The following is a 23,719-nucleotide window of genomic DNA, read 5'->3' as shown; positions in this document are numbered from 1 at the left end:
GGTTCGCTGCAGGAGCAGGCCCGTCAATTGGCCGAGGCCGTGGCGGTGTTCAAGATCAATGCGGGCGAAGTCATCGATGTGCCGGCTGCGCAGCTGGCCGGCCGGGCGCGGGCGCGGGCGGGCCAGGACGCTTTGGCGCTGGAGCACTGAGGCTGGCGTGAGCACCGTTATGGCCAACGCCCCGTTCTCGGCGGAGCGTCAATTCGATTTCCGCGACGCGGACTTTACGCGGGTGCGCAGCATGATCTACGCGCGCGCCGGTATTTCGCTGGGCACGCACAAGCGCGAGATGGTCTACAGCCGCCTGGCGCGGCGCCTGCGCGCCCTCGGCGTGACGGACTTCACGTCCTACCTGGATACCCTGCAAGAGGATACGGGCGCGCCGGAATGGGAAGAGTTCGTCAATGCCTTGACGACCAACCTGACCGCCTTCTTCCGCGAGTCGCATCATTTCCCGGTCCTGGCGGAGTTCGCCCGCGGCCGAGGCGGGCCGCTGTCGATCTGGTGCTGCGCGGCCTCGACCGGCGAAGAACCGTATTCCATCGCCATGACCCTGGCCGAGAGCGGTCGCGGCAGCGGCAGCCGGGTCTATTCCACCGATATCGACACCCATTGCCTGACGCGCGCGCGCGCCGGCGTCTATGCCTGGGAGCGCGTGGCCAAGCTGGGCGATGCGCGCCTGCGGCGGTTTTTCCTGCGCGGCAAGGGCGCCAACGAAGGACAGGTCAAGGTGCGGCCCGAGCTGGCCGAGATGGTGGTCTTCGAGACCCTCAACCTGCTGGCCCCGTCCTGGCCCATCCAGGAGAAGTTCGACGCCATTTTCTGCCGCAATGTCATGATTTACTTCGACAAACCGACGCAGGCCAAGATCCTGCGCCGCTTTGTTCCCTTGCTCAAGCCAGGCGGCTTGCTGTTTGCCGGGCATTCCGAGAATTTCACCTATATCAGCCAGGATTTCCGTCTGCGCGGGCAGACGGTATATGAATGCGCGGCCGGTCAGTGATGAAGAAGATAAAAGTACTCTGCGTGGACGATTCGGCCCTGGTGCGCGGGCTGATGACCGAGATCATCAACAGCCATCCGGATATGGAGGTCGTGGCGACCGCGCCCGATCCCCTGGTGGCGCGCGAGCTGATCAAGCAGCACAACCCCGACGTCCTGACGCTGGACGTGGAAATGCCGCGCATGGACGGGCTGGACTTCCTCGAGAAGCTCATGCGCCTGCGGCCCATGCCGGTGGTGATGGTGTCCTCGCTGACCGAGCGCGGCGGCGAGATCACCATGCGCGCCCTGGAGCTGGGCGCCATCGATTTCGTGACCAAGCCCAAGCTGGGCATCCGCGACGGCCTGCTGGAGTATTCCGAGCTCATCGCCGAGAAAATCCGCGCCGCCTCCCGGGCCAGGCTGCGGGCGCCGGCGCCGGCCAGCGCCACGCCGCTGCGCCTGCGCAGCCCCTACACCAGCTCCGAGAAACTCGTCATCCTCGGGGCGTCGACCGGCGGCACCGAGGCCATCCGCGAAGTCCTGCAGCCCTTGCCGCCGGACAGCCCGGCCATCCTGATCACGCAGCATATGCCGGCGGGTTTCACGCGCTCCTTCGCCCAGCGCCTGGACGCCTTGTGCGCGGTCACGGTGCGCGAGGCCAGCCATGGCGAGCGCGTGCTGCCGGGCCACGTCTATCTGGCGCCGGGCGGCGAGCAGCACATGAAGCTGGGCCGCAGCGGCGCCAACTATGTCATCGAGCTGCAGGCCAGCGAGCCGGTCAATCGCCACCGTCCGTCGGTGGACGTGCTGTTCCAGTCCGCCGCGCAGGCGGCCGGGCGCAACGCCATCGGCGTGCTGCTGACCGGCATGGGCAAGGACGGCGCGGCCGGCCTGCTGGCCATGAAGCGGGCCGGCGCCCATACCCTGGCGCAGGACGAGGCCAGCTGCGTGGTCTTCGGCATGCCGCGCGAAGCCATACAGCTGGGGGCGGCCGACGAGGTGGTGCCCTTGTCGGAGATGAGTGAGCGCATTCTCATGCGCGCCGGCGACCGGGGACATCGGGTCTAGATACCGGCCGGCGCGCAGTACAACAATCCTATTGGAGTTGAAATGGTAGATAAGGGAATCAAGATTCTGGTGGTGGATGATTTCCCCACCATGCGGCGCATCATCCGCAACCTGCTCAAAGAGCTGGGGTTCGAGAACGTCGACGAGGCCGAGGATGGCGTCATCGGCCTGGAGAAGCTGCGCAACGGCGGCTTCCAGTTCGTGGTGTCGGACTGGAATATGCCCAACCTGGACGGCCTGGAAATGCTCAAGCAGATCCGCGCCGACGCCGCGCTGTCGTCGCTGCCGGTGCTGATGGTGACGGCCGAGGCCAAGAAGGAAAACATCGTCGCCGCCGCCCAGGCCGGCGCCAGCGGTTATGTGGTCAAGCCTTTCACGGCCGCGACGCTGGAAGAAAAGCTCAACAAGATCTTCGAGAAACTGGCCGGCTGAGGGGCGTCATGACAGAGAGCACGGGTTCCACGCAGGACACTGGTGATCTGATCCACCGGATCGCGTCGCTGACGCGCATGCTGCGCGACAGCATGCGCGAGCTCGGCCTGGACCAGGCCATCAAGGACGCCGCCGAGGCCATTCCGGATGCCCGCGATCGCCTGCGCTACGTGGCGCAGATGACCGAGCAGGCCGCCAATCGCGTGCTCAACGCCACCGAGGCCGCCGGTCCCGCGCAGGACGCCATGGCGCGCTCGGCCAAGGCCCTGGATGCGCGCTGGCAGCAGTGGTTCGACCAGCCCCTGGAGCTGCCCGAAGCGCGCGAGCTCGTCAAGGATACGCGCGCCTTCCTGGCCGATGTGCCCGAGCGCACGCAGTTCACCCAGGCCAAGCTGATGGAAATCGTCATGGCGCAGGACTTCCAGGACCTGACCGGCCAGGTCATCATGCGCATGATGGATGTGGTCGGCGCCATCGAGCGCGAGCTGCTGCAGGTGCTGCTGGACAACGTGCCCCAGGAGCGCCGCGAGGAGGCGCAAAGCCTGCTTAACGGTCCCCAGGTCAATCCCGAGGGCCGCACCGACGTGGTCACCAGCCAGGACCAGGTCGACGACCTGCTGGCCAGCCTGGGCTTCTGACCACGGCGCCCAGGCGCCGCCGCGAGCCGTATTTTCCCTAGCCGCGCCGCCGGCCCGAACCCCGCGGTTCTGGGCTAGACTGGAGCCCATAACAAAAGGGGCCCGCAGCAGAGGGACGGCGCTTGGCGCCGCGGCGACGGATGCAGGGGCGCTGCCCATGGAGAACGTCCGCGCTTGACGGGAGACTTTCATGGGTAGTCGCACAGTCCGTATCGGCGGGCTCTGGCGCTTGCTGCGCCGCCTGAACCGGGGGCAATCCACGTTGGCCGAGCGGGCCTGGTCCATCAGTCCCGCGGCCTGGCCGTTCTACCGCTTCGTGGCCCAGATCCGCGCCCGCATCATCACGGTGCGCCAGTCCAGCATCGAAATCGCCCTGAACACGGCGCGCACGCAATACCAGGCCGGGCAGTGCGCCCAGCTCACGCGCGAGCAGGCTTCGGCCGCCGAGGCGCTGGCGGCCAGCGGCCGGCAGATCGCCGCGCTGTCGGCCACCACTTCCGAGCATGCCCGCGAGATCGAGTCGGTCTCGGCGCACAACCTCGAGGCGGCCCGTCGCGCCCTGGACGAGCTGCGCGAGGTGGGCTCGCGGATTGCGCGCATGAACGCCCAGATGGCGGAATTCGGCCAGGTGGTCGAGCAGCTGACCGGGCGGGCGCGTTCGGTGAGCGACATCAGCCGGCAGATCAAGGGCATCGCCATGCAGACCCAGCTGCTGGCGCTGAACGCGGGCGTGGAGGCGGCGCGCGCCGGCGAGGCCGGCCGGGGGTTTGCCGTGGTGGCCAGCGAAGTCGGCCGCCTGGCCGAGCGCGTCAACGCCGCCACCAGTGAAATCTCCACCCACGGCTCCGAGATGCTGGCCTTGGCCGAGGCCACGGGCCAGCGCACCACGGCGCTGCGCGGCGACGCCCATGCCTCGGGTGAGGTGCTGGGCCGCACCCAGGACGATTTCACCCGTTTCGTGCAGGATTTCGACGGCATGAACCACCAGGTCGGCGAGGTGGTGCGCGCCATCGCCGAGGTGGATCAGACCAACCATGCCATGAGCCAGGAAGTGCTGCGCCTGGCGACGCTGGGCGCCGATGTCCAGACCCGGGTGGCTGCGATGTCGGGCGAGGTCGACCGTATCCGGCGCCAGACGGAGAGCGTCCAGGAGGTGCTGGCCGGCATGCGGACCGGCAACACGGCCTTCGATGCGCTGTGTGAGGCGGTGACGCGCTTCCGGGACGAGGCCGCCGCGCTGCTGCGCGAGGCGCGGGCGCATGGCCTGGATGTCTTCGACCGGCATTACCAGCGCATACCCGGCAGCGACCCGGCCCGCTATCACACGGCCTACGACCGGGGCATCGATGACGGCCTGACCGGCCTGCTCGATGAGGTCCTGGCCTCGGTGCCGGGGGCCATCTACACCATCCTGGTCGACGCCAACGGCTATGCGCCGGCGCACAACAGCCGCTACTCGCACGCCCCGACCGGCGAGCGCCAGGTCGACATCGCCCGCGTGCGGCACAAGCGCATTTTCGATGATCCGGTGGGCGCTCGCTTGGCGGCCAACACGGGCAATCTGTTGTTCCAGACTTATCCGCGCGACACCGGCGAGATCGTCAACGACGTGTCGGTGCCGGTTTTCGTGGAGGGTCAGCATTGGGGCGCGGTGCGCATCGGCCTGGATTTCATGCGCTTCCAGGAAACCGTCCAGGCGCCGGCGCGGCGGCCGCGCGCCGGGACGGGCGAGCCCGCCGGGCAGGCCGCCTGAGGTGCCGGGCGGACAGGCGGCGGAATAGGGAGGCTTTCCCCCCTTTTCTTGGATGATCGCGCCGGCGGCGGCCCCCCTAGAATCTCGGCGGGCCGCCTGCATCCTCGCGGCTGGCCCCTGCGCAGAATATGGCCGAAGAAAGCGATCTCGAAAAGACAGAAGCCGCCTCACCCCGGCGCCTGGAAAAGGCGCGCGAGGAGGGGCAGATCGCGCGTTCGCGCGAGCTGGTGACTTTTCTGATGCTGGCCGCCGGCGTGGCCGGCCTGTGGCTAAGCGGCGGCATGCTGTACCGGGGCCTGTCCGGGGTGATGCGCGGCGGCATGGGCTTTGACCAGCGCGTGGCGCAAGATACGGCGGTGATGGTCAGCCTGGCCGCGCAGGGCGCGGGCCAGGCCCTGTGGACCATCCTGCCCATCTTCCTCATCCTGGCCGTGGTGGCGGTGCTGGGCAGCGTCGCCCTGGGCGGCCTGGTGTTCTCGGGCAAGCCGCTGGCCTTCAAGGCTTCCAAGCTCAATCCCATTTCTGGCCTGAAGCGGATTTTTTCCGCCCAGACGCTCGTCGAGCTGGTGAAGGCCTTCGCCAAGGCCTTCCTGGTGGGCGGCGTGGCGGCCTGGGTGATCTGGCACTACCACGACGATATGCTGGGCCTCATGCACGTGGCGCCTTCGGCCGCGCTGACCTCGGCCCTGGGCCTGGTGGCGCTGTGCTGCGCCTTCATCGTCGCCTCGCTGCTGCTGGTGGTGTTGATCGACGTGCCCTGGCAGATCTGGTCGCACCTGAAGAAACTGCGCATGTCCAAGGAGGATGTGCGCCAGGAACACAAGGAAAGCGAGGGCGATCCCCACATCAAGGCCCGCATCCGCCAGCAGCAGCGCGCCATGGCGCGCCGCCGCATGATGGCCGAGGTGCCGCGGGCCGACGTGGTGGTCACCAACCCGACGCACTATGCCGTGGCCCTGCGCTACGACGAAGGCGAGGGCAGCGCGCCCCGGGTGATCGCCAAGGGAACGGGCCTGGTGGCCACGCGCATCCGCGAAATCGCGGCGCAAAGTCGCATCCCCACATTGGAGGCGCCGCCGCTGGCGCGCGCTTTGCATCAACACGTCGAACTGGGGCACGAAATCCCGGTGGCGCTCTATACCGCGGTCGCGGAAGTGCTGGCGTGGGTCTTTCAGTTGCGCAGCTGGCATGCGGGCGCGGGCGCCGAGCCGGCGGCGCCGACGGCCCTGCCGGTGCCAGCCGAACTGGATCCCGCGGCCCAAGGAGTCTAAGGCATGAGCGGCCTGCTCACCCTCTTGAAAACCAATGGCGCGGCCAACGCGCGCATCCTCGCCGGTCCGGTGCTCATCGTGCTCGTGCTGGGCATGATGGTGCTGCCCCTGCCGACCTTCCTGCTGGACTTGCTGTTCACCTTCAATATCGCGCTGTCCATCATGATCCTGCTGGTGGCGATGTTCACCCGCAAGCCGCTGGACTTCGCCGCCTTTCCGTCGGTGCTGCTGTTCGCCACCCTGCTGCGCCTGTCGCTGAACGTGGCCTCCACGCGGGTCGTGCTGCTGCATGGCCACCAGGGGCCGGACGCCGCCGGCAAGGTGATCGAGGCGTTCGGCCACTTCCTGGTGGGTGGCAACTTCGCGGTCGGGATCATCATCTTCGTCATCCTGACCATCATCAACTTCATCGTCATCACCAAGGGCGCCGGGCGCATCGCCGAAGTCGGGGCGCGCTTCACCTTGGACGCCATGCCGGGCAAGCAGATGGCCATCGATGCCGATCTGAACGCCGGCCTGATCGGCGAAGACGAAGCGCGGCGGCGGCGCGCCGAGGTGGCCCAGGAGTCGGATTTCTACGGCTCCATGGACGGCGCCAGCAAGTTCGTGCGGGGCGACGCGGTGGCGGGCCTGCTCATCATGGTGATCAACGTGGTGGGCGGGCTGATCGTCGGCGTGGCCCAGCACGATCTGTCGCTGGCCGACTCCGCCCGTGTCTACACGCTGCTGACCATCGGCGACGGCCTGGTCGCCCAGATCCCGGCGCTGGTGATTTCGACCGCCGCCGGCGTGGTCGTCTCGCGCGTATCCACCGACCAGGATGTCGGCCAGCAGATCCTGGGACAGCTGTTCTCCAACCCGCATGTGATGTATCTCACGGCGGCCATCGTCGGCATCATGGGCCTGATTCCCAATATGCCGCATGTGGCCTTCCTGACGCTGGCGGCCATGCTGGCCGGCCTGGGCTATAGCCTGACCAAGCGCGAGGCGGCGCGCCAGCGCAAGGCGGTCGAGGAACAGCCCCAGGCCGTGGCGCAGGCCCAGGCCGCGGCGGCCGAGGCGACCTGGGATGACGTCACCATGGTCGACCAGCTGGGCCTGGAAGTGGGCTATCGCCTCATCCCGCTGGTGGATCACGCCCAGAACGGCGAGCTGCTGCACCGCATCCGCAGCCTGCGCAAGAAATTCGCCCAGGACGTGGGCTTTCTGCCGCCCGTGGTCCATATCCGCGACAACCTCGAACTCAAGCCCAACGACTACCGCATCCTGCTCTCGGGCGTGGAAGTCGGGCGCGGCTCGGCCATGCCCGGCCAATGGCTGGCCATCGATCCGGGCGGGGTCTCGGCGCCGGTCAAGGGCACGCCCACCACCGATCCCGCCTTCGGCCTGCCGGCGGTGTGGATAGACAGCGGCCAGCGCGACCTGGCCCAGGTATCCGGCTATACCGTGGTCGATGCCAGCACGGTCGTCGCCACGCACCTGAACCATCTCATGCATCGCCATGGGTCCAGTCTGCTGGGCCGCCAGGAAGTGCAGCAGCTGCTCGACCGCCTGGGCCGCGACGCGCCCAAGCTGGTCGAAGACCTGGTGCCCAAGACGGTGTCGCTCACCACGCTGCAGAAGATCTTGCAAGGCCTGCTGTCCGAGGAAGTCCCCATTCGGGACATGCGCACCATCATCGATACCGTGGCCGAACACGCCCCGCGCCTGGCCGCCTTGGCCGGCGCGGTGGGCGGCCAGCCCGATGTCCACGAGCTGATCGCGCTGACGCGCCGCTCGCTGGGCCGGGCCATCACCCAGCAATGGTTCCCCGGCGACGGCGAGCTGCGGGTCATCGGCCTGGACGTCAAGCTGGAGCGCGTGCTGTCGCAGGCCATGGCCACCAGCGGCGGCCTGGAGCCGGGACTGGCCGAGACGCTGCTGCGGGAGACCGAAGCGGCGGTGGCGCGCCAGGAGGGGCAGGGCAATGCGCCGGTGCTGCTGGTGTCGCCGCCCCTGCGCGCGCCCTTGTCGCGCTTCCTGCGGCATCACCTGCCGCAGCTGGGGGTGTTGTCCAACGCGGAAATTCCGGATGAGCGCGTGGTGCGCGTCACGGCGCTGATCGGGGGTGGCAACGAGTGAAGATTCATCGGTTTACCGGGCCCAACACCCGGGATGTGATGCGCCAGGTGCGCGAAGTATTGGGCGAGGATGCGCTCATCATCTCCAACCGCACGGTGGAGCAGGGCATAGAAGTGCTGGCCGCGCTGGAAAGCGAAATGCAGGCCGCGCCCGCGCCGGCCGAACCGCGGCCCGCGCCGCCGCCGGCCGAACCGCCCCGGGTCCAGCCGCTGCCGCCCGTGCCGCCATCGGTCAGCGCCCGGCCGGACAGTTATCTTGCCACCCGCTCGGCGGCGGCCTATGGCGCTGCCATGGCGCCGGCCGTCCCGCCGGCAGCCGCGCCGCAAGCCGCGCTGCCCCCGGGTGCCGAGACCGCGCCGCCCGCGTCCATGGCGCGCTTGCCCGATGCGCCCATGCGGGGCGCGGCGGCCGCGCTGCCGCCGGCCCTGCCTGCCGGCGAAGCCCCCAGCGTGCATGCGGCCATCGACGCCTTGCGCGGCGCGCTGGAGAACCGCATGGACGGCCTGTTGTGGGGCGGGCGCAAGCCGGCGCGCGAACCCGTCAACGCGGGCCTGTTCCGCGTGCTGTTGGAGGCCGGCTTCAGCATGCCGTTGCTGCGGGCGCTGCTCGAGCGCCTGCCGCCCGAGCTGGATGCCGCCCGCGCGCGCGATTGGGCGCGCAATGAATTGCTGACCCATCTGCCGGTGCTGCGCGACGAAAACGCCTTCCTGGCCGCGGGCGGCGTGCTGGCCCTGGTCGGCCCGACCGGCGTGGGCAAGACCACGACGCTGGCCAAGCTGGCCGCGCGCTGCGTGGCCCGCGAAGGCCGCGAACAGGTCGCCATGCTGACCACCGACAACTTCCGTATCGGCGCCCTGGAGCAGCTGCAGATCTATGGCCGCCTGATGGGCGTGCCGGCGCGCTCGGTGCGCGATGCCGCGGAGCTGCGCGAGGCGCTGGACGAGCTGGGCAGCCGCAAGATCATCCTGATCGACACGACCGGCATCAGTCAGCGCGACCGCAATGTGGCCGAGCAGGCCGCGCTGCTGTGCAGCGGGGGGCGCCAGGTGCGACGCCTGCTGGTGCTCAACGCGGCCAGCCAGGGCGATACGCTGGACGAGGTGGCGCACGCCTATCGGCACGGCGTGGGCGAGGACGTGGTGGGCTGCATCATCACCAAGCTGGACGAGGCCACCCGCCTGGGGCCGGCGCTGGACACGGCCATCCGCCACCGCCTGCCCATCCATTACATATCCAACGGCCAGAAAGTGCCCGAGCACCTGGTGCCGGCCCAGGCCCAGCCGCTGGTGGACCACGCGCTGGCCAGCCTGCAGCGGCCACTGTATGCGCCCAGCGAGGCCGACCTGGCCGCCTTGTGGCAGAACGGGGGCAAGGATCCCGAGCAGCAGCGGCGCCTGCTGGCCACGGCCATGCAGCCGGCGGGCAACGAAGCCGCGCTGGGCGAGGCGCTGGACTGGCTGGCCAGCGATCCGGCCTGCAAGCAGGGCAGGGTCTTGTGGCGGGCCATTTCGCGCGCCCCGGCCGCCGAGGCCGCGCGCGCCCAGGCCGTGGCCATGCTGCGCCGCGAGTTCCCGGCCCAGTGCGGCCGCTATCTGCTGGCCATGCACGGCAAGAGCGCGCTCAAGGGCGAAGGCCTGCCGGGCGGCCATCTGCACGCCACGCTGATGATGAGCGACCGAGGCGCGGCCCTGGCCGCGCCCGCGCAGCACCTGATGCTGCCGCACGGTAATCTGAACACCATGGGCCTGGGCCCGGACCAGCCGGCCGAGGCCTTGCTGGCGCGCGCGGCCTGGCTGCGCGAGGCGCTGGAGGCCTTGCCCCAGGTGCAGGTCTTCGACATGGGCACGGCCGGCCTGTCCCACGCGCTTTCCGAGGCGGGCGAGCTGTGGCTGGCGCGCTGCGCGGGCGGCCAGCGCGTCCTGCACGATGATTGCCCGACCACGCTGAACGCCGTGGCCCGCAACCTGGGCTATATGCCGGCCGGCGAGCTGCCGGGCGGCGATACCCTCTGGGCCTGCGGCACGGAGCTCAACCTGGCCGCCCGCGGCCACGAAGGCCGGCCGTTGCGCATGATAGGCGCGCGGGTGGTCGACGCCCGCAGCGGCGACATCAAGGCCCAGTATTTCGGGCTGAGCAACCTGGCGGCCGCCCAGGCCGATGCGGCCACGGTGGCCGGCTGGCTGGTCCACCATGAGCGCGCCAAGACGGCTTTCCGCTATATGGCGCACGCCTGGGCGGCCTTGCCGCGCGCCCATGGGGTGGATGCCTTGCGCGCCCAGGCCTTGCTGGCCGGGCAGCTGGCCGCCGCCTGCTGGCAGCTCAGCCACGCCGAACAGGCGCGCGCCTCGCTGGCCGGCCTCATCGGTCCGGCCGAGCGCAAGATGCCCAGCCGCCTGCTGCCGGTGGCGCTATTGAAGATGTTTGCCTTGCTGGAGATGTCGGAAGGGCGCTGAGCGGGCCTGGCGCCGCATCCTCGCGGGATGCCTGCCCGGTCCGCGCGCTTTCAGGTCGCGACGATGGCGCGGCTGGCGCCGCCGCCCAGGCGCCGGCCACGGCCGTTGGCGTCGTAGGTGGAGGCGGTCTGGCTGCCCAGGCGGCGCAAGGCCTCCAGGGTCTGTTCGGTGTAGCGCAGATTGACTTCGAGCAGGATGGCGTTGCGCTGGTTGGCTTCGCGGGCCTGCGCGGCATGGTTTTGCAGGGCCTGCCACAGCGGCGCCAGCTCGGCGTGGCGCTCGGCGGCGGTTTCGGTGCCGGCGTGGCCGGGCGCCAATCCCATGGCGGCGAGGATGCGGTCACGCTCCTGGCTGGCGGCCACCAGTTTGTCGGCCAGCATTTCTTTGTGTTCGGCGGCTTCTTTCAGGGCCTGGGTGGCCTTGCGGTCGAGCAGGGCTTCGCCCTCGGCCTGCAGCGCGGCCTGGAATTGCAGGATAAGCGCGGTTTCGTCCTCGATGCAGGACGCCAGGGCGCCAGGCAGGGAAACCGGGTTCACTTGATCAATTCCTTGGCGCTGGCGATCAGGCTGTCGGCAATGCGGGAGGGATCGATGCGCAGCTGCCCGGAGGCGATGGCCGCGCGGATGGCCGCCACGCGCTCGACGTCGATGTCGCTACCCCCTTCCTGCAGGGCGAGCAGTTGGCGCGAGGCGCCGCTCAGGGCAACCTGCGAACTGCTCGCATTGCTGCCGCCAGCGCCATAGGCCTGGGCCACGGCGCCATCGGAGCGCTGCACCGGATTGGCGGCAACCGGGCGGGCGAGGGTGGTATTGATCTTCAAGATATTCTCCGCTGGGCGAGAGATGGGGGCTGCGGTTGTCAGGACCTGCTCTGCCTTGTCATGCCCTGGTAACGGCCGCGTCGCAGCAAACTTTAGGGGCAACCTGGTCTTTTTGAATTTGTAACATATCTACAGCTGGACCTCCACCTGGCCGGCGGACTGCACCACGCCGCTGACGATCTGCCCCGAGGCGGTGCGCACCTGGACGGTGGCCCCCGGCGGGGCGTCGTCCATCGCCTGGCCTTCGCTGCTGACGGTAAAGCCGTTGCCGCGCGCGATGATGCGCACGTTCTGGCCGCGGGCGATGGCGTCGGCGTTGCGCAGGGCCGAACCGCGTATGGGCTGGCCGGCATTGATGCGGTGGCGCGCCTGCATGCCGAGGATGCGGGCGGTGTCGGTCATGACGCCGGCGGGCAGGGCGATGAGATCGCCCTCGCGGGCGTCCAGGTCCTCGGGCCCGATGGTCTTGCCGGGCGGAATCTGCCGGCCGGCCACATAGTAGGTGCCGGTCATGCTCACGCTGGCTTGCACATAGGCGGTCCAGTTGTGCGGCGCAGCGCAGCGCACGCCCACGGTCATGCGCGCGCGCGGGCGCAGCGCTCCGGGCATGAAGGGCGACAGGGCGTCGCAGGCCGGCAGCCGGTCGTTCTTGACCGGGTCCATGACCACGCTGGCCTGGCCGGGCGCCAGCTGGCTTTTCAGGAAAGCCTCCGCCGCCCGGGAGATGTTCTCGGGCGATTCCGTGGCCTGGGCATGGGCGGCCGGGCTCGTCAGGGCCAGGCCGCTGTACAGAAGGGCGATGGAGGTGAGGGCGGCTCGCATGATGACCAGATTGTAGAAACGGCGGCCGTCCGGCCAATACCGGAATTGCATTGGAAATAGCGGTTTATTTGGCTGATTGTCTTGCCCGGCCCCCCCCTAAGATGCCGTCATGCCAAAAAGGTCTCTCCGCCCGCGCGGACGGCCTGCTACTCACCATTGAAGGCGTGACCCATGCTAGATCGGCTTAACGAGGACTTTCGCTTTTTCCAGCAATCCATCGCGCTGCGCGCGCAGCGCCAGGAAGTGCTGTCCTCCAATATCGCCAACGCCGATACGCCCAATTACAAGGCGCGGGATTTCGATTTCAAGGCCGCCATGCAGAACGCGGTGGACGCGCGCATGCGCCTCCCCGACACCCAGCTGACGCTGACCTCGGCGCGGCATATCCCGGCCAAGGCGGCCAGCACCGGCGGTCCCACCGAGCTCCTCTATCGCCTGCCCTACCAGGCCAGCCTGGACGGCAATACGGTGGACATGGACATCGAGCGCGTGCAGTTCGCCGATAACACGCTGCACTATCAAAGCAGCCTGCAGGTGCTCTCGAACCGCATCAAGGGCCTGCAGTCGGCCATTTCAGAATAAGCACCCAGGAGTCCAGGCGCATGTCCTTGCTCAGTATTTTCGATATTTCCGGTTCGGCGCTGGCGGCCCAGTCGCAGCGCCTGAACGTGGCGGCCAGCAACCTGGCCAACGCCGACAGCGTGGCCGGGCCCGACGGCCAGCCCTATCGCGCGCGCCAGGTCGTCTTCCAGGTCAACCCGGCCGCCGGCCAGGCCCAGGGCCAGGAGATCGGCGGCGTGAAAGTGGTCGGCGTGGTCGAGGACCAGTCGCCCCTGAAGATGGTTTACGACCCCAGGCATCCCCTGGCCAATGCCCAGGGCTATGTCGCCATGCCCAACGTGGACCCGGTGGCCGAGACGGTGAACATGATCGCCGCCTCGCGTTCCTACCAGGCCAACGTCGAGGTGCTGAACACGGCCAAGCAGCTGATGCAGCGCACACTCACCATCGGCCAGAGCTGAACGGAACCACGATGACTACCGTCAATAGCACGAGCAACGTCAACAACGCCCAGGTGGGGCAGGCCACGTCCAACGCGGCCAAGAGCATCCAGGATCAGTTCCTGACCCTGCTGGTCACCCAGCTCAAGAACCAGGATCCGCTGAACCCGATGCAGAACGCCGAGCTGACCTCCCAGCTGGCGCAGATCTCCACGGTCGAGGGCATCACCAACCTGAACAACACCCTGCTGTCCATCAGCGGCCAGATCGACGTGTCGCAGTCCATGGACGCGGTGTCGCTGATCGGCAAGGCCGTGCTGGTGCCGGGCAACAAGATCTCGCTGGGCACGGATGCCGATGATCCGACCCGCCGCACGGCCACGCCCCTGGGCTATGACGTGCCGTCGGACGCGGCCAAGCTCACGATCAAGATCTTGGACGCGGCCGGCAATGTGGTGCGCACCGTCGAGCAGACCGATGTCGCCACCGGTGTCTACACCTACGCCTGGGACGGCAACAACGACAGCGGCGGCGCGGTCAAGGATGGCGCCTACACCTTCCAGGTGACCGCCTTCGACGCCGACAACAAGGCGGTCGCGGCCGAAGCGCTGTCCTATGGCGTGGTCAAGAGCGTGGATTACTCGAACAACGGCCTGCGGTTGGATCTGGGCCTCAATGGCGGCAAGGTCAGCATGCTGGACATCCGCAAGGTATTGAATGGCTGACGCGGTGCCCGCCGGCTGGCTGCGGCCAGCGGCGGCGCTTCCCTAACTTGGATTGATGGGATAAAGACATGGGATTCGGACAAGGATTGAGCGGGCTTCGCGCCGCATCGCAGAACCTGGACGTCATCGGCAACAACATCGCCAACTCCGGCACCGTCGGCTTCAAGTCCGGCTCGGTGTCGTTTGCCGATGTGTACGCCAGTTCGCGCGTGGGCCTGGGCGTGAAAGTCGCCGGGATCAACCAGCGCTTCACGGTGGGGTCGGTGACGACCACCGGCGGCGAATACGATATCGCCATCGACGGCGCCAAGGGCTTCTTCCGCCTGGCCGACTCCAGCGGCAATATCGTCTATAGCCGCAACGGCGAGTTCGGCATCGACAAGGATTTCTTCATCACCAACGCGCTGGGCTATCGCCTGACCGGCTATCCGGCTGGCGGCGTGGGCACGGACCCGGTGGCCTTGTCGGTCCCGCAGGGCAATATCGCGCCGCAGGTCAGCAGCACGGCCAGCACCCAGACCAACTTGAACGCCAATGCCGACGTCGTGCCCGCCACGCCGGCTTTCGACCCGACCAACAGCGCCACCTATACGGATTCGGTGCCCACCACCATCTACGACTCGCTGGGCAATGCGCACCAGATGGTGCAGTACTTCGTCAAGCGCGCGGCCAGCCCGACCGGTGAAAGCCAGTACGACGTCTATTACACCGTGGACGGCAAGGCCGTGACGGTCGATGGCGGCCTGGATCACACCACGCTCACCTTCAATAGCGCGGGCGTGCTGACCGGGGGCAATCCCACCCGCGACATCGCCATTCCGAATCCGGGCGGCACGACGTCGCCGGCCGACGACATGACGATACAGATGAGCTATCAGAACGTCACTCAGTTCGGCAGCGATTTCAGCCCCAAGGTCACGGCCAACGGCTATGCCAGCGGTGAGTTCTCGGGTATTTCGATCGCCAAGGACGGCACCATCATGGCCCAGTACACCAACGGCGAAACCCAGGCCGTGGGCACCATCGCGCTGGCCAATTTCAACAACGTGGGCGGTCTCAAGCCGGTGGGCGACAATGCCTGGTCCGAGACCAGCGAGTCGGGCCAGGCCACGCTGGGCCAGCCCGGCACCAACGGCCTGGCGACCCTGGTCGGCCAGGCGCTGGAGGCGTCCAACGTGGACATGAGCCAGGAGCTGGTCAACATGATCGTCGCCCAGCGCACCTACCAGGCCAATGCCCAGACCATCAAGACCCAGGATGAAGTCCTGCAGGTCCTGATGAACATGCGTTAAGCCGTCCATGGATCGCGTCATCTACACCGCCATGAACGGCGCGGCGCGCACGGCCGAGCACCAGGCCGTGCTGAGCAACAATCTCGCCAATGTGAGCACGCCGGGGTTCCGCGAGCAGCTGGCGATGTATCGCTCCGTGCCCGTGAACGACGGCACCTCGCTGCCCACCCGCGTGGCCACGGCGACCACCACGCCGGGCAGCAATTTCACCATGGGGCTGATGCAGTCCACCGGCCGCGAGCTGGATGTGGCGCTGTCCGGCCCGGGCTGGTTCGCGGTCCAGACGCCGCAGGGCGAGGCCTATACGCGCGCCGGCAGCCTGCAGGTGGGGGTCAACGGCCTGCTGCAGACGGCCAACGGCCAGCCCGTGCTGTCCGACCAGAACGGCCTGATCGACATCCCCGACCAGGCGTCGCTGACCATCGCCACCGACGGCACCATTACGGCCGTCGGGGCGGGCGATGCGCCCGACAACATCCTCAACATGGGGCGGCTGAAGATGGTCAACGCGCCGGAGACGCAGTTGGTGCGTGGCGACGACGGCCTGTTCCGCATGCCGCCGCAGGCCAACGGCCAGCCGGCCGCCGGGCTGCCGGCCGACCCGACGCAGCGCCTGATCGCCGGCGTGCTGGAGGGCAGCAATGTCAGCCCTTCGGGCGCCATGGTGGCCATGATAGAGAACGCCCGCCGCTTCGAGATGCAGATGCAGGCGATCAACGAGGCCAACCGCAATGCCGACCGCGCCAACGGGCTGCTGTCGATTTCGAGCTGAACCCAACTAGCCAGAGCGCGCGCGCCAAGAGGCCGCGCCAGGAGTTTTCATCATGATGCGTTCGTTGTGGATTTCGAAGACGGGCCTCGAGGGTCAGCAGACCTCGATGGACGTGATTTCGAACAACCTGGCCAACGTCCAGACCAATGGTTTCAAGCGCGGCCGCGCGGTCTTCCAGGACCTGATGTACCAGACCTTGCGCCAGCCCGGCGCCCAGGTGGGCGATGCCAACCAATTGCCCACGGGCCTGCAGCTGGGCACTGGCGTGCGGGTGGCCGCCACCCAGCGCCTGCACAGCGAGGGCAACCTGAACAATACCGGCGCCGAAATGGACGTGGCCATCCAGGGCCGCGGCTTTTTCCAGGTGGACCTGCCCGACGGCACCCAGGCCTACACCCGCGACGGTGGCCTGGGCGTGGACCAGAACGGCCAGCTGACCACCGTGGGCGGCTATGTGATCCAGCCGCCCATCAACGTGCCGGACAACGCGCTGTCGCTGACCATAGGCAAGGACGGCACGGTGTCGGTCACCCAGCCGGGCAATGCCGGGGTCAACGTGCAGATCGGCCAGCTGCAGCTGGCGACCTTCATCAATCCGGGCGGCCTGCAAAGCGTGGGCGAGAACCTGTATCTGCAGACCGACTCCTCGGGGCCGGCCAATCTGCTGCAGCCGGGCGTGGACGGCGCGGGCAGCCTGATGCAGAACTACGTGGAGACCTCCAACGTCAATGTGGCCGAAGAACTGGTCAACATGATCACCACCCAGCGCGCCTACGAAATGAACAGCAAGGCCGTCAAGACTTCGGATGAAATGCTGGCCCGCCTGACCCAACTGTGATGCTGAAAACCGTTGCCCGCTCGATGGCCGGCCTGCTGATGGCGTTATCGGCCGGCTGCGCCATGATCCCGCCGGAACCCGTGGTGATCGGCCCGACCACGGCGCCGCCGCCCATGCCGGCGCCGCCATCGGGCCGCCCCAACGGGTCCATCTACCAGCCCACCGCCTACGGCAACTATCCGCTGTTCGAGGACCGCCGTCCGCGCAACGTCGGCGACATCGTGACGGTGATGCTGGAAGAAAAGACCAATGCCGCCAAGGGCGTGTCGACCAACACCAGCCGTTCGGGCAGCAGCAATCTGGGCGTGACGGCCGCGCCGAAGTTCATGGACGGTGTGGTCAACGCCAAGCTGGACACTGATATTTCGGGCGAGAACACCTCCAAGGGCACGGGCAACAGCAGCGCCAACAATACCTTCACCGGCTCTATCACCACGACGGTGGTGGGCGTGCTGCCCAACGGCAATCTGCAGATCGCGGGCGAGAAGCAGATCGCGATCAACCGCGGCAGCGAGTATGTGCGCCTGTCGGGCGTGGTCGATCCGCGCTCCATCACGGGCACCAACACGGTGTCGTCCACGCGCGTGGCCGACGCCCGCATCGAGTATCGCAGCAAGGGTGTGATGGACGAGGTCCAGACCATGGGCTGGCTGCAACGCTTTTTCCTGATCGCTTCGCCGTTCTGATCTCATGACACAACGCACATCGCCTTTTTCCTTGCTGTCCTTCGCCGCCCGGGTCTGCCTGGCGGCGGCCGTGCTGGCGGGCGCGCCGGCCGCGGCCGCCGAACGGCTCAAGGATCTGGCGACCTTCCAGGGCGTGCGGGGCAACCAGCTGATCGGCTACGGCCTGGTGGTCGGCCTGGACGGCACGGGCGACCAGGTGCGTCAGACGCCGTTCACCCAGCAAAGCCTGACCAATATGTTGTCGCAGTTGGGCATCACGGTGCCGGCTGGCAGCAATATGCAGCTGAAGAACGTGGCCGCCGTCATGGTGACGGCGACGCTGCCGGCTTTCGCGCGGCCGGGCCAGACGGTCGATGTGGTGGTCTCCTCGATGGGCAATGCCAAGAGCCTGCGCGGCGGCACGCTGCTGATGACGCCCTTGAAGGGAGCCGACAACAGCGTCTACGCCATCGCCCAGGGCAATGTGCTGGTCGGCGGGGCAGGGGCCTCGGCCGGCGGCTCCAGCGTGCAGATCAACTCGCTTAATGGCGGGCGGATTTCCGCCGGCGCCATCGTGGAGCGGCCGGTGCCGACCACCTTCGCCCAGGACGGCCTGGTTTACCTGGAGATGAACACCAGCGATTTCGGCACCACGCAGAATGCGGCGGCCGCCATCAATCGCCAATTCGGCGCGGGTACGGCCACGGTGATGGACGGCCGCGTGGTGCAGCTGCGCGGCCCGCTGGATCCCAACCAGATGCCCGCCTTCCTGTCGCAGATCGAGAATCTGCCCATCGTGCGCGCGCCCGCGGCGGCCAAGGTCATCATCAATGCGCGCACCGGTTCGGTCGTGATGAACCGCACGGTCATGATCGAGGAAGCCGCCGTGGCCCATGGCAATCTGTCGGTCATCATCAACCGCCAGAACCAGGTCTTCCAGCCGGATACGCCGTTCACCGACGGCCAGACGGTGGTGGCGCCCAATACCCAGATCGAAGTGCGCCAGGACAGCGGCGCCTTGCAGCGCGTGACCACCAGCGCCAACCTGGCCGATGTGGTCAAGGCGCTCAACGCCCTGGGCGCCACGCCGCAGGACCTGCTGGCCATCCTGCAGGCGATGAAGTCGGCCGGCGCCCTGCGCGCCGATCTGGAAATCATCTAAGGACCGGGGAAGATGGCGCTGACTTCATCCCTGGCCGGCGGACAAGCCCCGGATTCGGTATTCGACCTGGGCAAGCTGGGCGAGCTCAAGCGCGGCGTGGGCCAGCGCCCGGACGATGTGCAGCAGCAGAAACAGGTGGCGCAGCAGTTCGAGGCCCTGTTCATACAAATGATGCTCAAGCGCATGCGCGAGGCCACGCCCAAGGACGGGATCTTCGATTCGCAGCAGACCGAGATGCTGCAGTCCATGTCCGACGAACAGATGGCCCTGCAATTGGCCAAGCCCGGCCTGGGCCTGGCCGACGCCCTGCTTAAGCAGATGCAGCAGAATGCGGGGCCGGCGGCCGCCGACGAGGCGGCCGACAAGCCCGCGGGCGTGACCCGCGACCAGGCCGGCCGCTATGTGGCGGCGGACCCGCAAGGGGGGATTTCGGCCTTGCTGGACGTGCTGCGCAACAACCGCGCGCGCGACCGCGCCCTGGCCGCGGCCGAGGGCGCGCCCGACCATGTGGTGGACTTTGTCTCGCGCATGTCGCACGCGGCCAATGCCGCCGCCGCCCAGAGCGGCGTGCCGGCCCGCCTCATCCTGGGCCAGGCGGCCCTGGAGTCCGGCTGGGGCAAGCGCGAAATCCGCCAGCCCGACGGCAGCACCAGTTACAACCTGTTCGGCATCAAGGCCGGCGCAAGCTGGAAGGGCAAGGTGGTCCATGTGCTGACGACCGAGTACGTCGACGGCGTGCCACAAAAGGTGACGCAACCCTTCCGCGCCTATGACTCCTATGAAGAGTCCTTCGCCGATTACGCGCGGCTGCTGGGCAATAGCCCGCGCTACGAAAGCGTGACGCAGTCGCGCAACGAGACCGAGGCCGCGCGGCGCATCCAGGACGCCGGTTATGCGACCGACCCGCGCTATGCGGAAAAACTGATCAACATCATGAGCCAGCTGCGGGCTTCGGTCGCGCGGGTGGATTTTTCGGGCAACCCCTAAATTCCGGCCGCCTGCCGCCGTTAAGGATGTATCCGAACCCTCTCTGAGCCGCCAGCGGCATACTCCGGGGAAAGCATGAATCTGTATAACTTGGCCATGACGGGCCTGAACGCCTCCCAGGCAGGCCTGGAAGTCACGAGCCACAATATCAATAATGCGGCCACCGACGGCTATACCCGTCAGCGGGTGGTGACCTCGACGGCCGGCGCCACGGGCACGGGCCAGGGTTTCTTCGGCCGCGGCGTCCAGGTGGATACGGTCAAGCGCCAATACGACAGCTTTCTGTACAAGCAGCTGGTGGGCGCCAAGGGCAGCGCCGCGCAGCTGAGCGCCCAGTACGACCAGCTTTCGGCCATCAACAACCAGTTCGCCGACCGGACCGTGGGCATCACGCCGGCCCTGGCGGGTTTTTTCAGCAGCCTGAACGCGGCGGCCAGTTCGCCGGCCGATCCCGCGGTGCGCCAGGACCTGACCGGCAAGACCAGCACCCTGGTTTCGCAGCTGAATTCGGCCTACCAGCAGCTGCAGAACCAGCGCGACGGCCTCAACACCCAGATTTCGACCACGGTGTCCCAGGTCAATAGCTACCTGGAGCGCATCAATGATCTCAACCAGCAGATCACCATCGCGCGCGGCAAGAGCGGCCAGCCGCCCAACGACCTGCTGGACCAGCGCGACAAGGCGCTGTCCGAACTGAATGAGCTGGTGGGCGTGCGCTGGTACGAGCAGGGCGACACGCTGAACATCTCCCTGCAATCCGGCCAGACCCTGCTGTCCGGCCGCACGGTCTACCCGTTGGCGGCGGTTAATTCGGCCGCCGATCCCAGCCGCACGGCATTGGCCTATACCCTGCCCGACGGCGATGGCGGCACCTTGACCGTCGAGCTGAGGGACACCCAGGTCAGCGGCGGCAAGCTGGGCGGGCTGCTGAGCTTTCGCGGCTCGGCCCTGGACGCGGTGCAAGACCAGCTGGGCCAGCTGGCCATCGGCCTGGCCCTGGCCGTCAATGCGCAGAACGCCGAGGGCCTGGACCTGAACGGCCAGCCCGGCGGCGCGGTGTTCGACATCCAGCCGCCGGCGGCCGTCCCGAACGCCAAGAACAGCGGCAACGTCGATATCGCCTCGGTGTACACGGATGCCTCGCAGATCCACGCCAGCGCCTACAAGATCGAGTATGACGCGGCCGATGGCTACAAGATCACGCGGCTGTCCGACAACACCGAAGTGAGCTACACCACCGACGCCACGACGGGCGCGATGAGCTTCGACGGCGTCACTATCACGCCCAATGGTGTGCCGGCCGACGGCGACAGCTGGCAGTTCCAGCCCACGCGGGATGCGGCGCGCGACATCACCATGGTGCTCAGCGACCCGAACAAGTGGGCCCTGGCCGACAGCAACGGCGGCACCACCAACGGCCAGAACGGCCTGGACCTGGCCAAGTTGCAGACGGCCAAGGTGCTGAACAACGGCACGACCAGCCTGAATGAGCAATTCTCGCGGCTGATCAACAATGTCGGCGTGCAGACCCAGCAGGTCAAGACCGCGATGACGGCGGCCGACAACCTGACCACGCAGCAGGCCACGGCCTTTGCCTCGGTGTCAGGCGTCAACCTGAACGAAGAATACGTCAACCTGGCCGTCTACCAGGAGCAGTACCAGGCGAGCGCCAAGATCCTCAATGTGGCGGGCGTGCTGTTCGATACCTTGTTGGGCCTGCGCTGAGCCCCGGAGTTAGATGATGCGTCTTAGCACTTCCCTGATCTACCAGAACGGCCTGAACGGTATCCTCAACCAGGAAAGCCTGATGTCGCGGCTGCAGGAGCAGCTGGCCAGCGGCAAGCGCGTGCTGACTCCTTCGGACGACCCCTTGGCGGCCTCGCTGGCGATCAACGTCTCGCAGACGGCCAGCATGAACAGCACCTATGCGGCCAACCGCAATACCATCAAGCAGTCGCTGGGCATGGAAGAAAACGCCCTGAATTCGGTGGTCACCACCTTGCAGAGCGTGCTGCAGCGCGTGGTCGAGGCGGGCAACGGCACGATCAGCGATTCCGATCGCCAATCGCTGGCCACGGACCTGAAGGCTGCCCGCGACCAGTTGGTCGGCCTGGCGAACTCCACCGACGGCAATGGCCAATATCTGTTCTCGGGCTACCAGGGCTTTACCCAGCCCTATGACATCGATGGCGATGGCAATGTGACCTACAACGGGGACAATGGCCAGCGCATGGTCCAGGTCGAGCAGAGCCGCCAGCTGGCCGGCAGCGACATCGGCACCGATATCTTCAGCCGCGCGGTGGCCGGCACGCTGGCCTATATCACGTCGGCGGGCAGCGCCGCCACCCCTAATGCCGGCACGGGCCAGTTTGGCCCGGTGTCGCTCGATGCGCCCAGTGCGGGCAATTTCGTCGGCTCCAATTTCAAGATCACCTTTGGCAACAACGCCACCACGGGCGCGCTGGAGTACACCATCACCAGCGATGCGCCGGGCTACACGCCGGTCACCGCCGAGTACAAGGAAGGCGCCAAGATCGACATGGGCGGCGTATCGCTGACCATGAAGGGCCAGCCCGCCGCGGGCGACACCTTCTCCGTGGAGACGCCGAACAGCAGCAATATGGATATGTTCGCCATGCTCAATGACCTGATCACGACGCTGGAAAAGCCCACCGGCAACAGCGACGTGCAGACGGCCGAGCTGGTCAACAAGCTGGCGACGGCCAACAAGACCCTGACGCTAGGCATGGACAACGTGCTGACGGTGCGCGCCTCGGTGGGCGCGCGCATGAACGAGATCGACGCCCTGGACGCGACCGGCACGCAGAACGGCCTGTCCTATACGCAACAGCTTTCCAACCTGGAGAACGTGGACATCTATTCAACGACGACGGAACTGCTGCTCAGGCAAGTGGCCTTGCAGGCCGCATCGTCGTCCTTCTCCAAGATCATCGGCTCCAGCCTGTTCTCCATGAACAAATAAGGCCCAGCCTCCCAAACCCCCGATGGAAAGACCCTCGCGCTCCCCTAGGGGAGCGCGATTTCGATAAAGAACGGAAATAGCATGTTTGCGAATCTGAAAGTCCGGACCGGCATGATTCTGGTGCTCGGGCTCTTCTTCCTGGCGATGTTGGTGTCCAACGCCGCCGGCTGGCTGGGCATGAATGCCAGCAATACGCGGCTGGACCGCGTCAACCGCATTTTCTCGGATCAGGTGATGCCGGGTTATGCCGGCTACACCTTCGCGCTGCGCGCGCGCATCAATATGAACAACGCGGTCTCCGACTTGCAGGAAGGCCGGCTGCGGGAGTCCGAAGAACAGGGCAAGCGCGCCAGCGAAGCCTTGGCCGAGGCAAGCAAGCGTTTCGATATCTTCGCCAAGGCGCCCAAGTCGCCCGACGTGGAAGAGAAGGCTGCGCCGGTGTTGGCCCAATTCAAGTCCTATATGGACGTTCTCAAGCGTCTGCAGGATGCGGTGACGCGCCAGGCCATCGCGGAATATATGCAGCTCACGCCCGCCGCATCGACGCAGAACATGCAGTTCGACACGGCCATGCAAGCCTATATGAGCTATGTGGACGCGATCACCGATACTTATGTGGACGAGGCCGAAGCCGCGCGCGGGCAATCCAATACCGTGACCCTGGTGTTGGTGGCGTTGGCCATCCTCTTGGCCGTGGGCGGCGGGCTCTTCATCTCGCGCAGTGTGCTCAAGCCCCTGGTCGAGGCGGGCGCGCATTTTGACCGGATTGCCGGCGGGGACCTGACGGCGCGGGTGGAAGTGCGCAACAGCAATGAGATCGGCCAGCTGTTCGCGGCGCTCAAGCGCATGCAGGAGAGCCTGACGCGCACGGTGTCGTCGGTGCGCCGGGGCGTGGACGAGATCAACGTGGGCGCGCGCGAGATCGCGGCGGG

At 67.3% G+C, this 23,719-nt stretch carries 23 protein-coding genes; 20 read left to right on the top strand and 3 right to left on the bottom strand.

The window, feature by feature from the left end; translation table 11 throughout:
* The first annotated feature begins 169 nt into the window (after nt 1-169).
* The 8 genes from AXA74_RS22035 to flhF all read left to right on the top strand — a co-directional run bounded on the left by AXA74_RS22035 (nt 170) and on the right by flhF (nt 10,720).
* Complete coding sequence (locus tag AXA74_RS22035; protein ID WP_095075189.1) at nt 170-1,003, top strand: CheR family methyltransferase; 834 nt, start codon at nt 170-172, stop codon at nt 1,001-1,003.
* The gene (locus AXA74_RS22030) at nt 1,003-2,052 is read left to right on the top strand and encodes a protein-glutamate methylesterase/protein-glutamine glutaminase (protein ID WP_029577896.1); all 1,050 of its coding nucleotides are present in this window, start codon (nt 1,003-1,005) and stop codon (nt 2,050-2,052) included. The genes AXA74_RS22035 and AXA74_RS22030 overlap by 1 nt, the downstream gene beginning before the upstream one ends.
* Nucleotides 2,053-2,094: 42 nt before the next feature.
* Nucleotides 2,095-2,484 carry a chemotaxis response regulator CheY gene (gene cheY, locus AXA74_RS22025; protein ID WP_029577897.1) on the top strand — a complete coding sequence of 130 codons (390 nt, stop codon included), beginning with the start codon at nt 2,095-2,097 and terminating at the stop codon, nt 2,482-2,484.
* Between the two features lie 8 nt (nt 2,485-2,492).
* Nucleotides 2,493-3,122, top strand: a complete 630-nt coding sequence (gene cheZ, locus AXA74_RS22020; protein ID WP_029577898.1) for a protein phosphatase CheZ — start codon at nt 2,493-2,495, stop codon at nt 3,120-3,122.
* A 190-nt stretch (nt 3,123-3,312) separates the two neighbouring features.
* Nucleotides 3,313-4,875, top strand: a complete 1,563-nt coding sequence (locus AXA74_RS22015) for a methyl-accepting chemotaxis protein (RefSeq protein WP_048940178.1) — start codon at nt 3,313-3,315, stop codon at nt 4,873-4,875.
* A 128-nt stretch (nt 4,876-5,003) separates the two neighbouring features.
* Complete coding sequence (gene flhB, locus AXA74_RS22010; protein ID WP_029577900.1) at nt 5,004-6,146, top strand: flagellar biosynthesis protein FlhB; 1,143 nt, start codon at nt 5,004-5,006, stop codon at nt 6,144-6,146.
* A 3-nt stretch (nt 6,147-6,149) separates the two neighbouring features.
* Complete coding sequence (gene flhA, locus AXA74_RS22005) at nt 6,150-8,267, top strand: flagellar biosynthesis protein FlhA (RefSeq protein WP_029577901.1); 2,118 nt, start codon at nt 6,150-6,152, stop codon at nt 8,265-8,267.
* The gene (gene flhF, locus AXA74_RS22000; RefSeq protein ID WP_032979426.1) at nt 8,264-10,720 is read left to right on the top strand and encodes a flagellar biosynthesis protein FlhF; all 2,457 of its coding nucleotides are present in this window, start codon (nt 8,264-8,266) and stop codon (nt 10,718-10,720) included. The genes flhA and flhF overlap by 4 nt, the downstream gene beginning before the upstream one ends.
* Before the next feature lie 50 nt (nt 10,721-10,770).
* On the opposite strand, the gene AXA74_RS21995 is transcribed toward flhF, so the two are convergent.
* The 3 genes from AXA74_RS21995 to flgA all read right to left on the bottom strand — a co-directional run bounded on the left by AXA74_RS21995 (nt 10,771) and on the right by flgA (nt 12,413).
* On the bottom strand, nt 10,771-11,256 hold the full coding sequence (locus tag AXA74_RS21995; protein ID WP_230585400.1) for a flagella synthesis protein FlgN: 486 nt from the start codon (nt 11,254-11,256) through the stop codon (nt 10,771-10,773).
* The gene (gene flgM / locus AXA74_RS21990) at nt 11,253-11,540 is read right to left on the bottom strand and encodes a flagellar biosynthesis anti-sigma factor FlgM (RefSeq protein ID WP_032956142.1); all 288 of its coding nucleotides are present in this window, start codon (nt 11,538-11,540) and stop codon (nt 11,253-11,255) included. The genes AXA74_RS21995 and flgM overlap by 4 nt, the downstream gene beginning before the upstream one ends.
* Nucleotides 11,541-11,669: 129 nt before the next feature.
* Nucleotides 11,670-12,413 (bottom strand): flagellar basal body P-ring formation chaperone FlgA, encoded by a 744-nt coding sequence (flgA, locus tag AXA74_RS21985; RefSeq protein WP_095075190.1) that lies wholly within the window; start codon nt 12,411-12,413, stop codon nt 11,670-11,672.
* A 120-nt stretch (nt 12,414-12,533) separates the two neighbouring features.
* Here flgA and flgB point away from each other — a divergent pair, with 120 nt between their 5' ends.
* The 12 genes from flgB to AXA74_RS21925 form a co-directional block, all read left to right on the top strand.
* Nucleotides 12,534-12,944, top strand: a complete 411-nt coding sequence (gene flgB, locus AXA74_RS21980; RefSeq protein ID WP_029577906.1) for a flagellar basal body rod protein FlgB — start codon at nt 12,534-12,536, stop codon at nt 12,942-12,944.
* Nucleotides 12,945-12,964: 20 nt separating this feature from the next.
* Nucleotides 12,965-13,384 (top strand): flagellar basal body rod protein FlgC, encoded by a 420-nt coding sequence (gene flgC / locus AXA74_RS21975; RefSeq protein WP_029577907.1) that lies wholly within the window; start codon nt 12,965-12,967, stop codon nt 13,382-13,384.
* Between the two features lie 11 nt (nt 13,385-13,395).
* Nucleotides 13,396-14,088, top strand: coding sequence for a flagellar hook capping FlgD N-terminal domain-containing protein (locus tag AXA74_RS21970; protein WP_029577908.1), 693 nt, complete (start codon nt 13,396-13,398; stop codon nt 14,086-14,088).
* 68 nt (nt 14,089-14,156) lie between these two features.
* Nucleotides 14,157-15,380, top strand: a complete 1,224-nt coding sequence (gene flgE / locus AXA74_RS21965) for a flagellar hook protein FlgE (RefSeq protein ID WP_029577909.1) — start codon at nt 14,157-14,159, stop codon at nt 15,378-15,380.
* 7 nt (nt 15,381-15,387) lie between these two features.
* Nucleotides 15,388-16,152 (top strand): flagellar basal body rod protein FlgF, encoded by a 765-nt coding sequence (locus AXA74_RS21960; RefSeq protein WP_029577910.1) that lies wholly within the window; start codon nt 15,388-15,390, stop codon nt 16,150-16,152.
* Between the two features lie 52 nt (nt 16,153-16,204).
* On the top strand, nt 16,205-16,990 hold the full coding sequence (flgG, locus tag AXA74_RS21955) for a flagellar basal-body rod protein FlgG (RefSeq protein ID WP_032956140.1): 786 nt from the start codon (nt 16,205-16,207) through the stop codon (nt 16,988-16,990).
* Nucleotides 16,990-17,676, top strand: a complete 687-nt coding sequence (locus AXA74_RS21950) for a flagellar basal body L-ring protein FlgH (protein ID WP_029577912.1) — start codon at nt 16,990-16,992, stop codon at nt 17,674-17,676. Before flgG ends, AXA74_RS21950 begins: the two co-directional genes overlap by 1 nt.
* Nucleotides 17,677-17,680: 4 nt before the next feature.
* Nucleotides 17,681-18,817, top strand: a complete 1,137-nt coding sequence (locus AXA74_RS21945) for a flagellar basal body P-ring protein FlgI (RefSeq protein WP_029577913.1) — start codon at nt 17,681-17,683, stop codon at nt 18,815-18,817.
* A gap of 12 nt (nt 18,818-18,829) precedes the next feature.
* Nucleotides 18,830-19,804, top strand: a complete 975-nt coding sequence (flgJ, locus tag AXA74_RS21940; protein ID WP_032956135.1) for a flagellar assembly peptidoglycan hydrolase FlgJ — start codon at nt 18,830-18,832, stop codon at nt 19,802-19,804.
* A gap of 75 nt (nt 19,805-19,879) precedes the next feature.
* A complete protein-coding gene (flgK, locus tag AXA74_RS21935) occupies nt 19,880-21,529 on the top strand; it encodes a flagellar hook-associated protein FlgK (RefSeq protein WP_029577915.1) in 1,650 nt (549 codons plus the stop codon).
* A 16-nt stretch (nt 21,530-21,545) separates the two neighbouring features.
* Entirely contained in the window at nt 21,546-22,787 is a 1,242-nt protein-coding gene (gene flgL / locus AXA74_RS21930; RefSeq protein ID WP_029577916.1) for a flagellar hook-associated protein FlgL, read from the top strand.
* Nucleotides 22,788-22,868: 81 nt separating this feature from the next.
* On the top strand, nt 22,869-23,719 hold an 851-nt coding region (locus AXA74_RS21925; protein WP_155680912.1), incomplete at its 3' end, for a Tar ligand binding domain-containing protein.

The sequence above is a fragment of the Bordetella hinzii LMG 13501 genome (assembly GCF_001548475.1).
Taxonomy (GTDB): Bacteria; Pseudomonadota; Gammaproteobacteria; order Burkholderiales; family Burkholderiaceae_B; genus Bordetella; species Bordetella hinzii.
The sequence above is the reverse complement of the archived record's forward strand: the minus strand, read 5'-3'. Positions and strand labels throughout refer to the sequence as shown.

Coding starts and splice junctions, on each gene's coding strand:
- AXA74_RS22035 (WP_095075189.1), top strand. CDS start 170: ATGGCCAACGCCCCGTTCTCGGCGGAGCGTCAATTCGATTTCCGCGAC.
- AXA74_RS22030 (WP_029577896.1), top strand. CDS start 1,003: ATGAAGAAGATAAAAGTACTCTGCGTGGACGATTCGGCCCTGGTGCGC.
- cheY (WP_029577897.1), top strand. CDS start 2,095: ATGGTAGATAAGGGAATCAAGATTCTGGTGGTGGATGATTTCCCCACC.
- cheZ (WP_029577898.1), top strand. CDS start 2,493: ATGACAGAGAGCACGGGTTCCACGCAGGACACTGGTGATCTGATCCAC.
- AXA74_RS22015 (WP_048940178.1), top strand. CDS start 3,313: ATGGGTAGTCGCACAGTCCGTATCGGCGGGCTCTGGCGCTTGCTGCGC.
- flhB (WP_029577900.1), top strand. CDS start 5,004: ATGGCCGAAGAAAGCGATCTCGAAAAGACAGAAGCCGCCTCACCCCGG.
- flhA (WP_029577901.1), top strand. CDS start 6,150: ATGAGCGGCCTGCTCACCCTCTTGAAAACCAATGGCGCGGCCAACGCG.
- flgA (WP_095075190.1), bottom strand. CDS start 12,413: ATGCAATTCCGGTATTGGCCGGACGGCCGCCGTTTCTACAATCTGGTC.
- flgB (WP_029577906.1), top strand. CDS start 12,534: ATGCTAGATCGGCTTAACGAGGACTTTCGCTTTTTCCAGCAATCCATC.
- flgC (WP_029577907.1), top strand. CDS start 12,965: ATGTCCTTGCTCAGTATTTTCGATATTTCCGGTTCGGCGCTGGCGGCC.
- AXA74_RS21970 (WP_029577908.1), top strand. CDS start 13,396: ATGACTACCGTCAATAGCACGAGCAACGTCAACAACGCCCAGGTGGGG.
- flgE (WP_029577909.1), top strand. CDS start 14,157: ATGGGATTCGGACAAGGATTGAGCGGGCTTCGCGCCGCATCGCAGAAC.
- AXA74_RS21960 (WP_029577910.1), top strand. CDS start 15,388: ATGGATCGCGTCATCTACACCGCCATGAACGGCGCGGCGCGCACGGCC.
- flgG (WP_032956140.1), top strand. CDS start 16,205: ATGATGCGTTCGTTGTGGATTTCGAAGACGGGCCTCGAGGGTCAGCAG.
- AXA74_RS21950 (WP_029577912.1), top strand. CDS start 16,990: ATGCTGAAAACCGTTGCCCGCTCGATGGCCGGCCTGCTGATGGCGTTA.
- AXA74_RS21945 (WP_029577913.1), top strand. CDS start 17,681: ATGACACAACGCACATCGCCTTTTTCCTTGCTGTCCTTCGCCGCCCGG.
- flgJ (WP_032956135.1), top strand. CDS start 18,830: ATGGCGCTGACTTCATCCCTGGCCGGCGGACAAGCCCCGGATTCGGTA.
- flgK (WP_029577915.1), top strand. CDS start 19,880: ATGAATCTGTATAACTTGGCCATGACGGGCCTGAACGCCTCCCAGGCA.
- flgL (WP_029577916.1), top strand. CDS start 21,546: ATGCGTCTTAGCACTTCCCTGATCTACCAGAACGGCCTGAACGGTATC.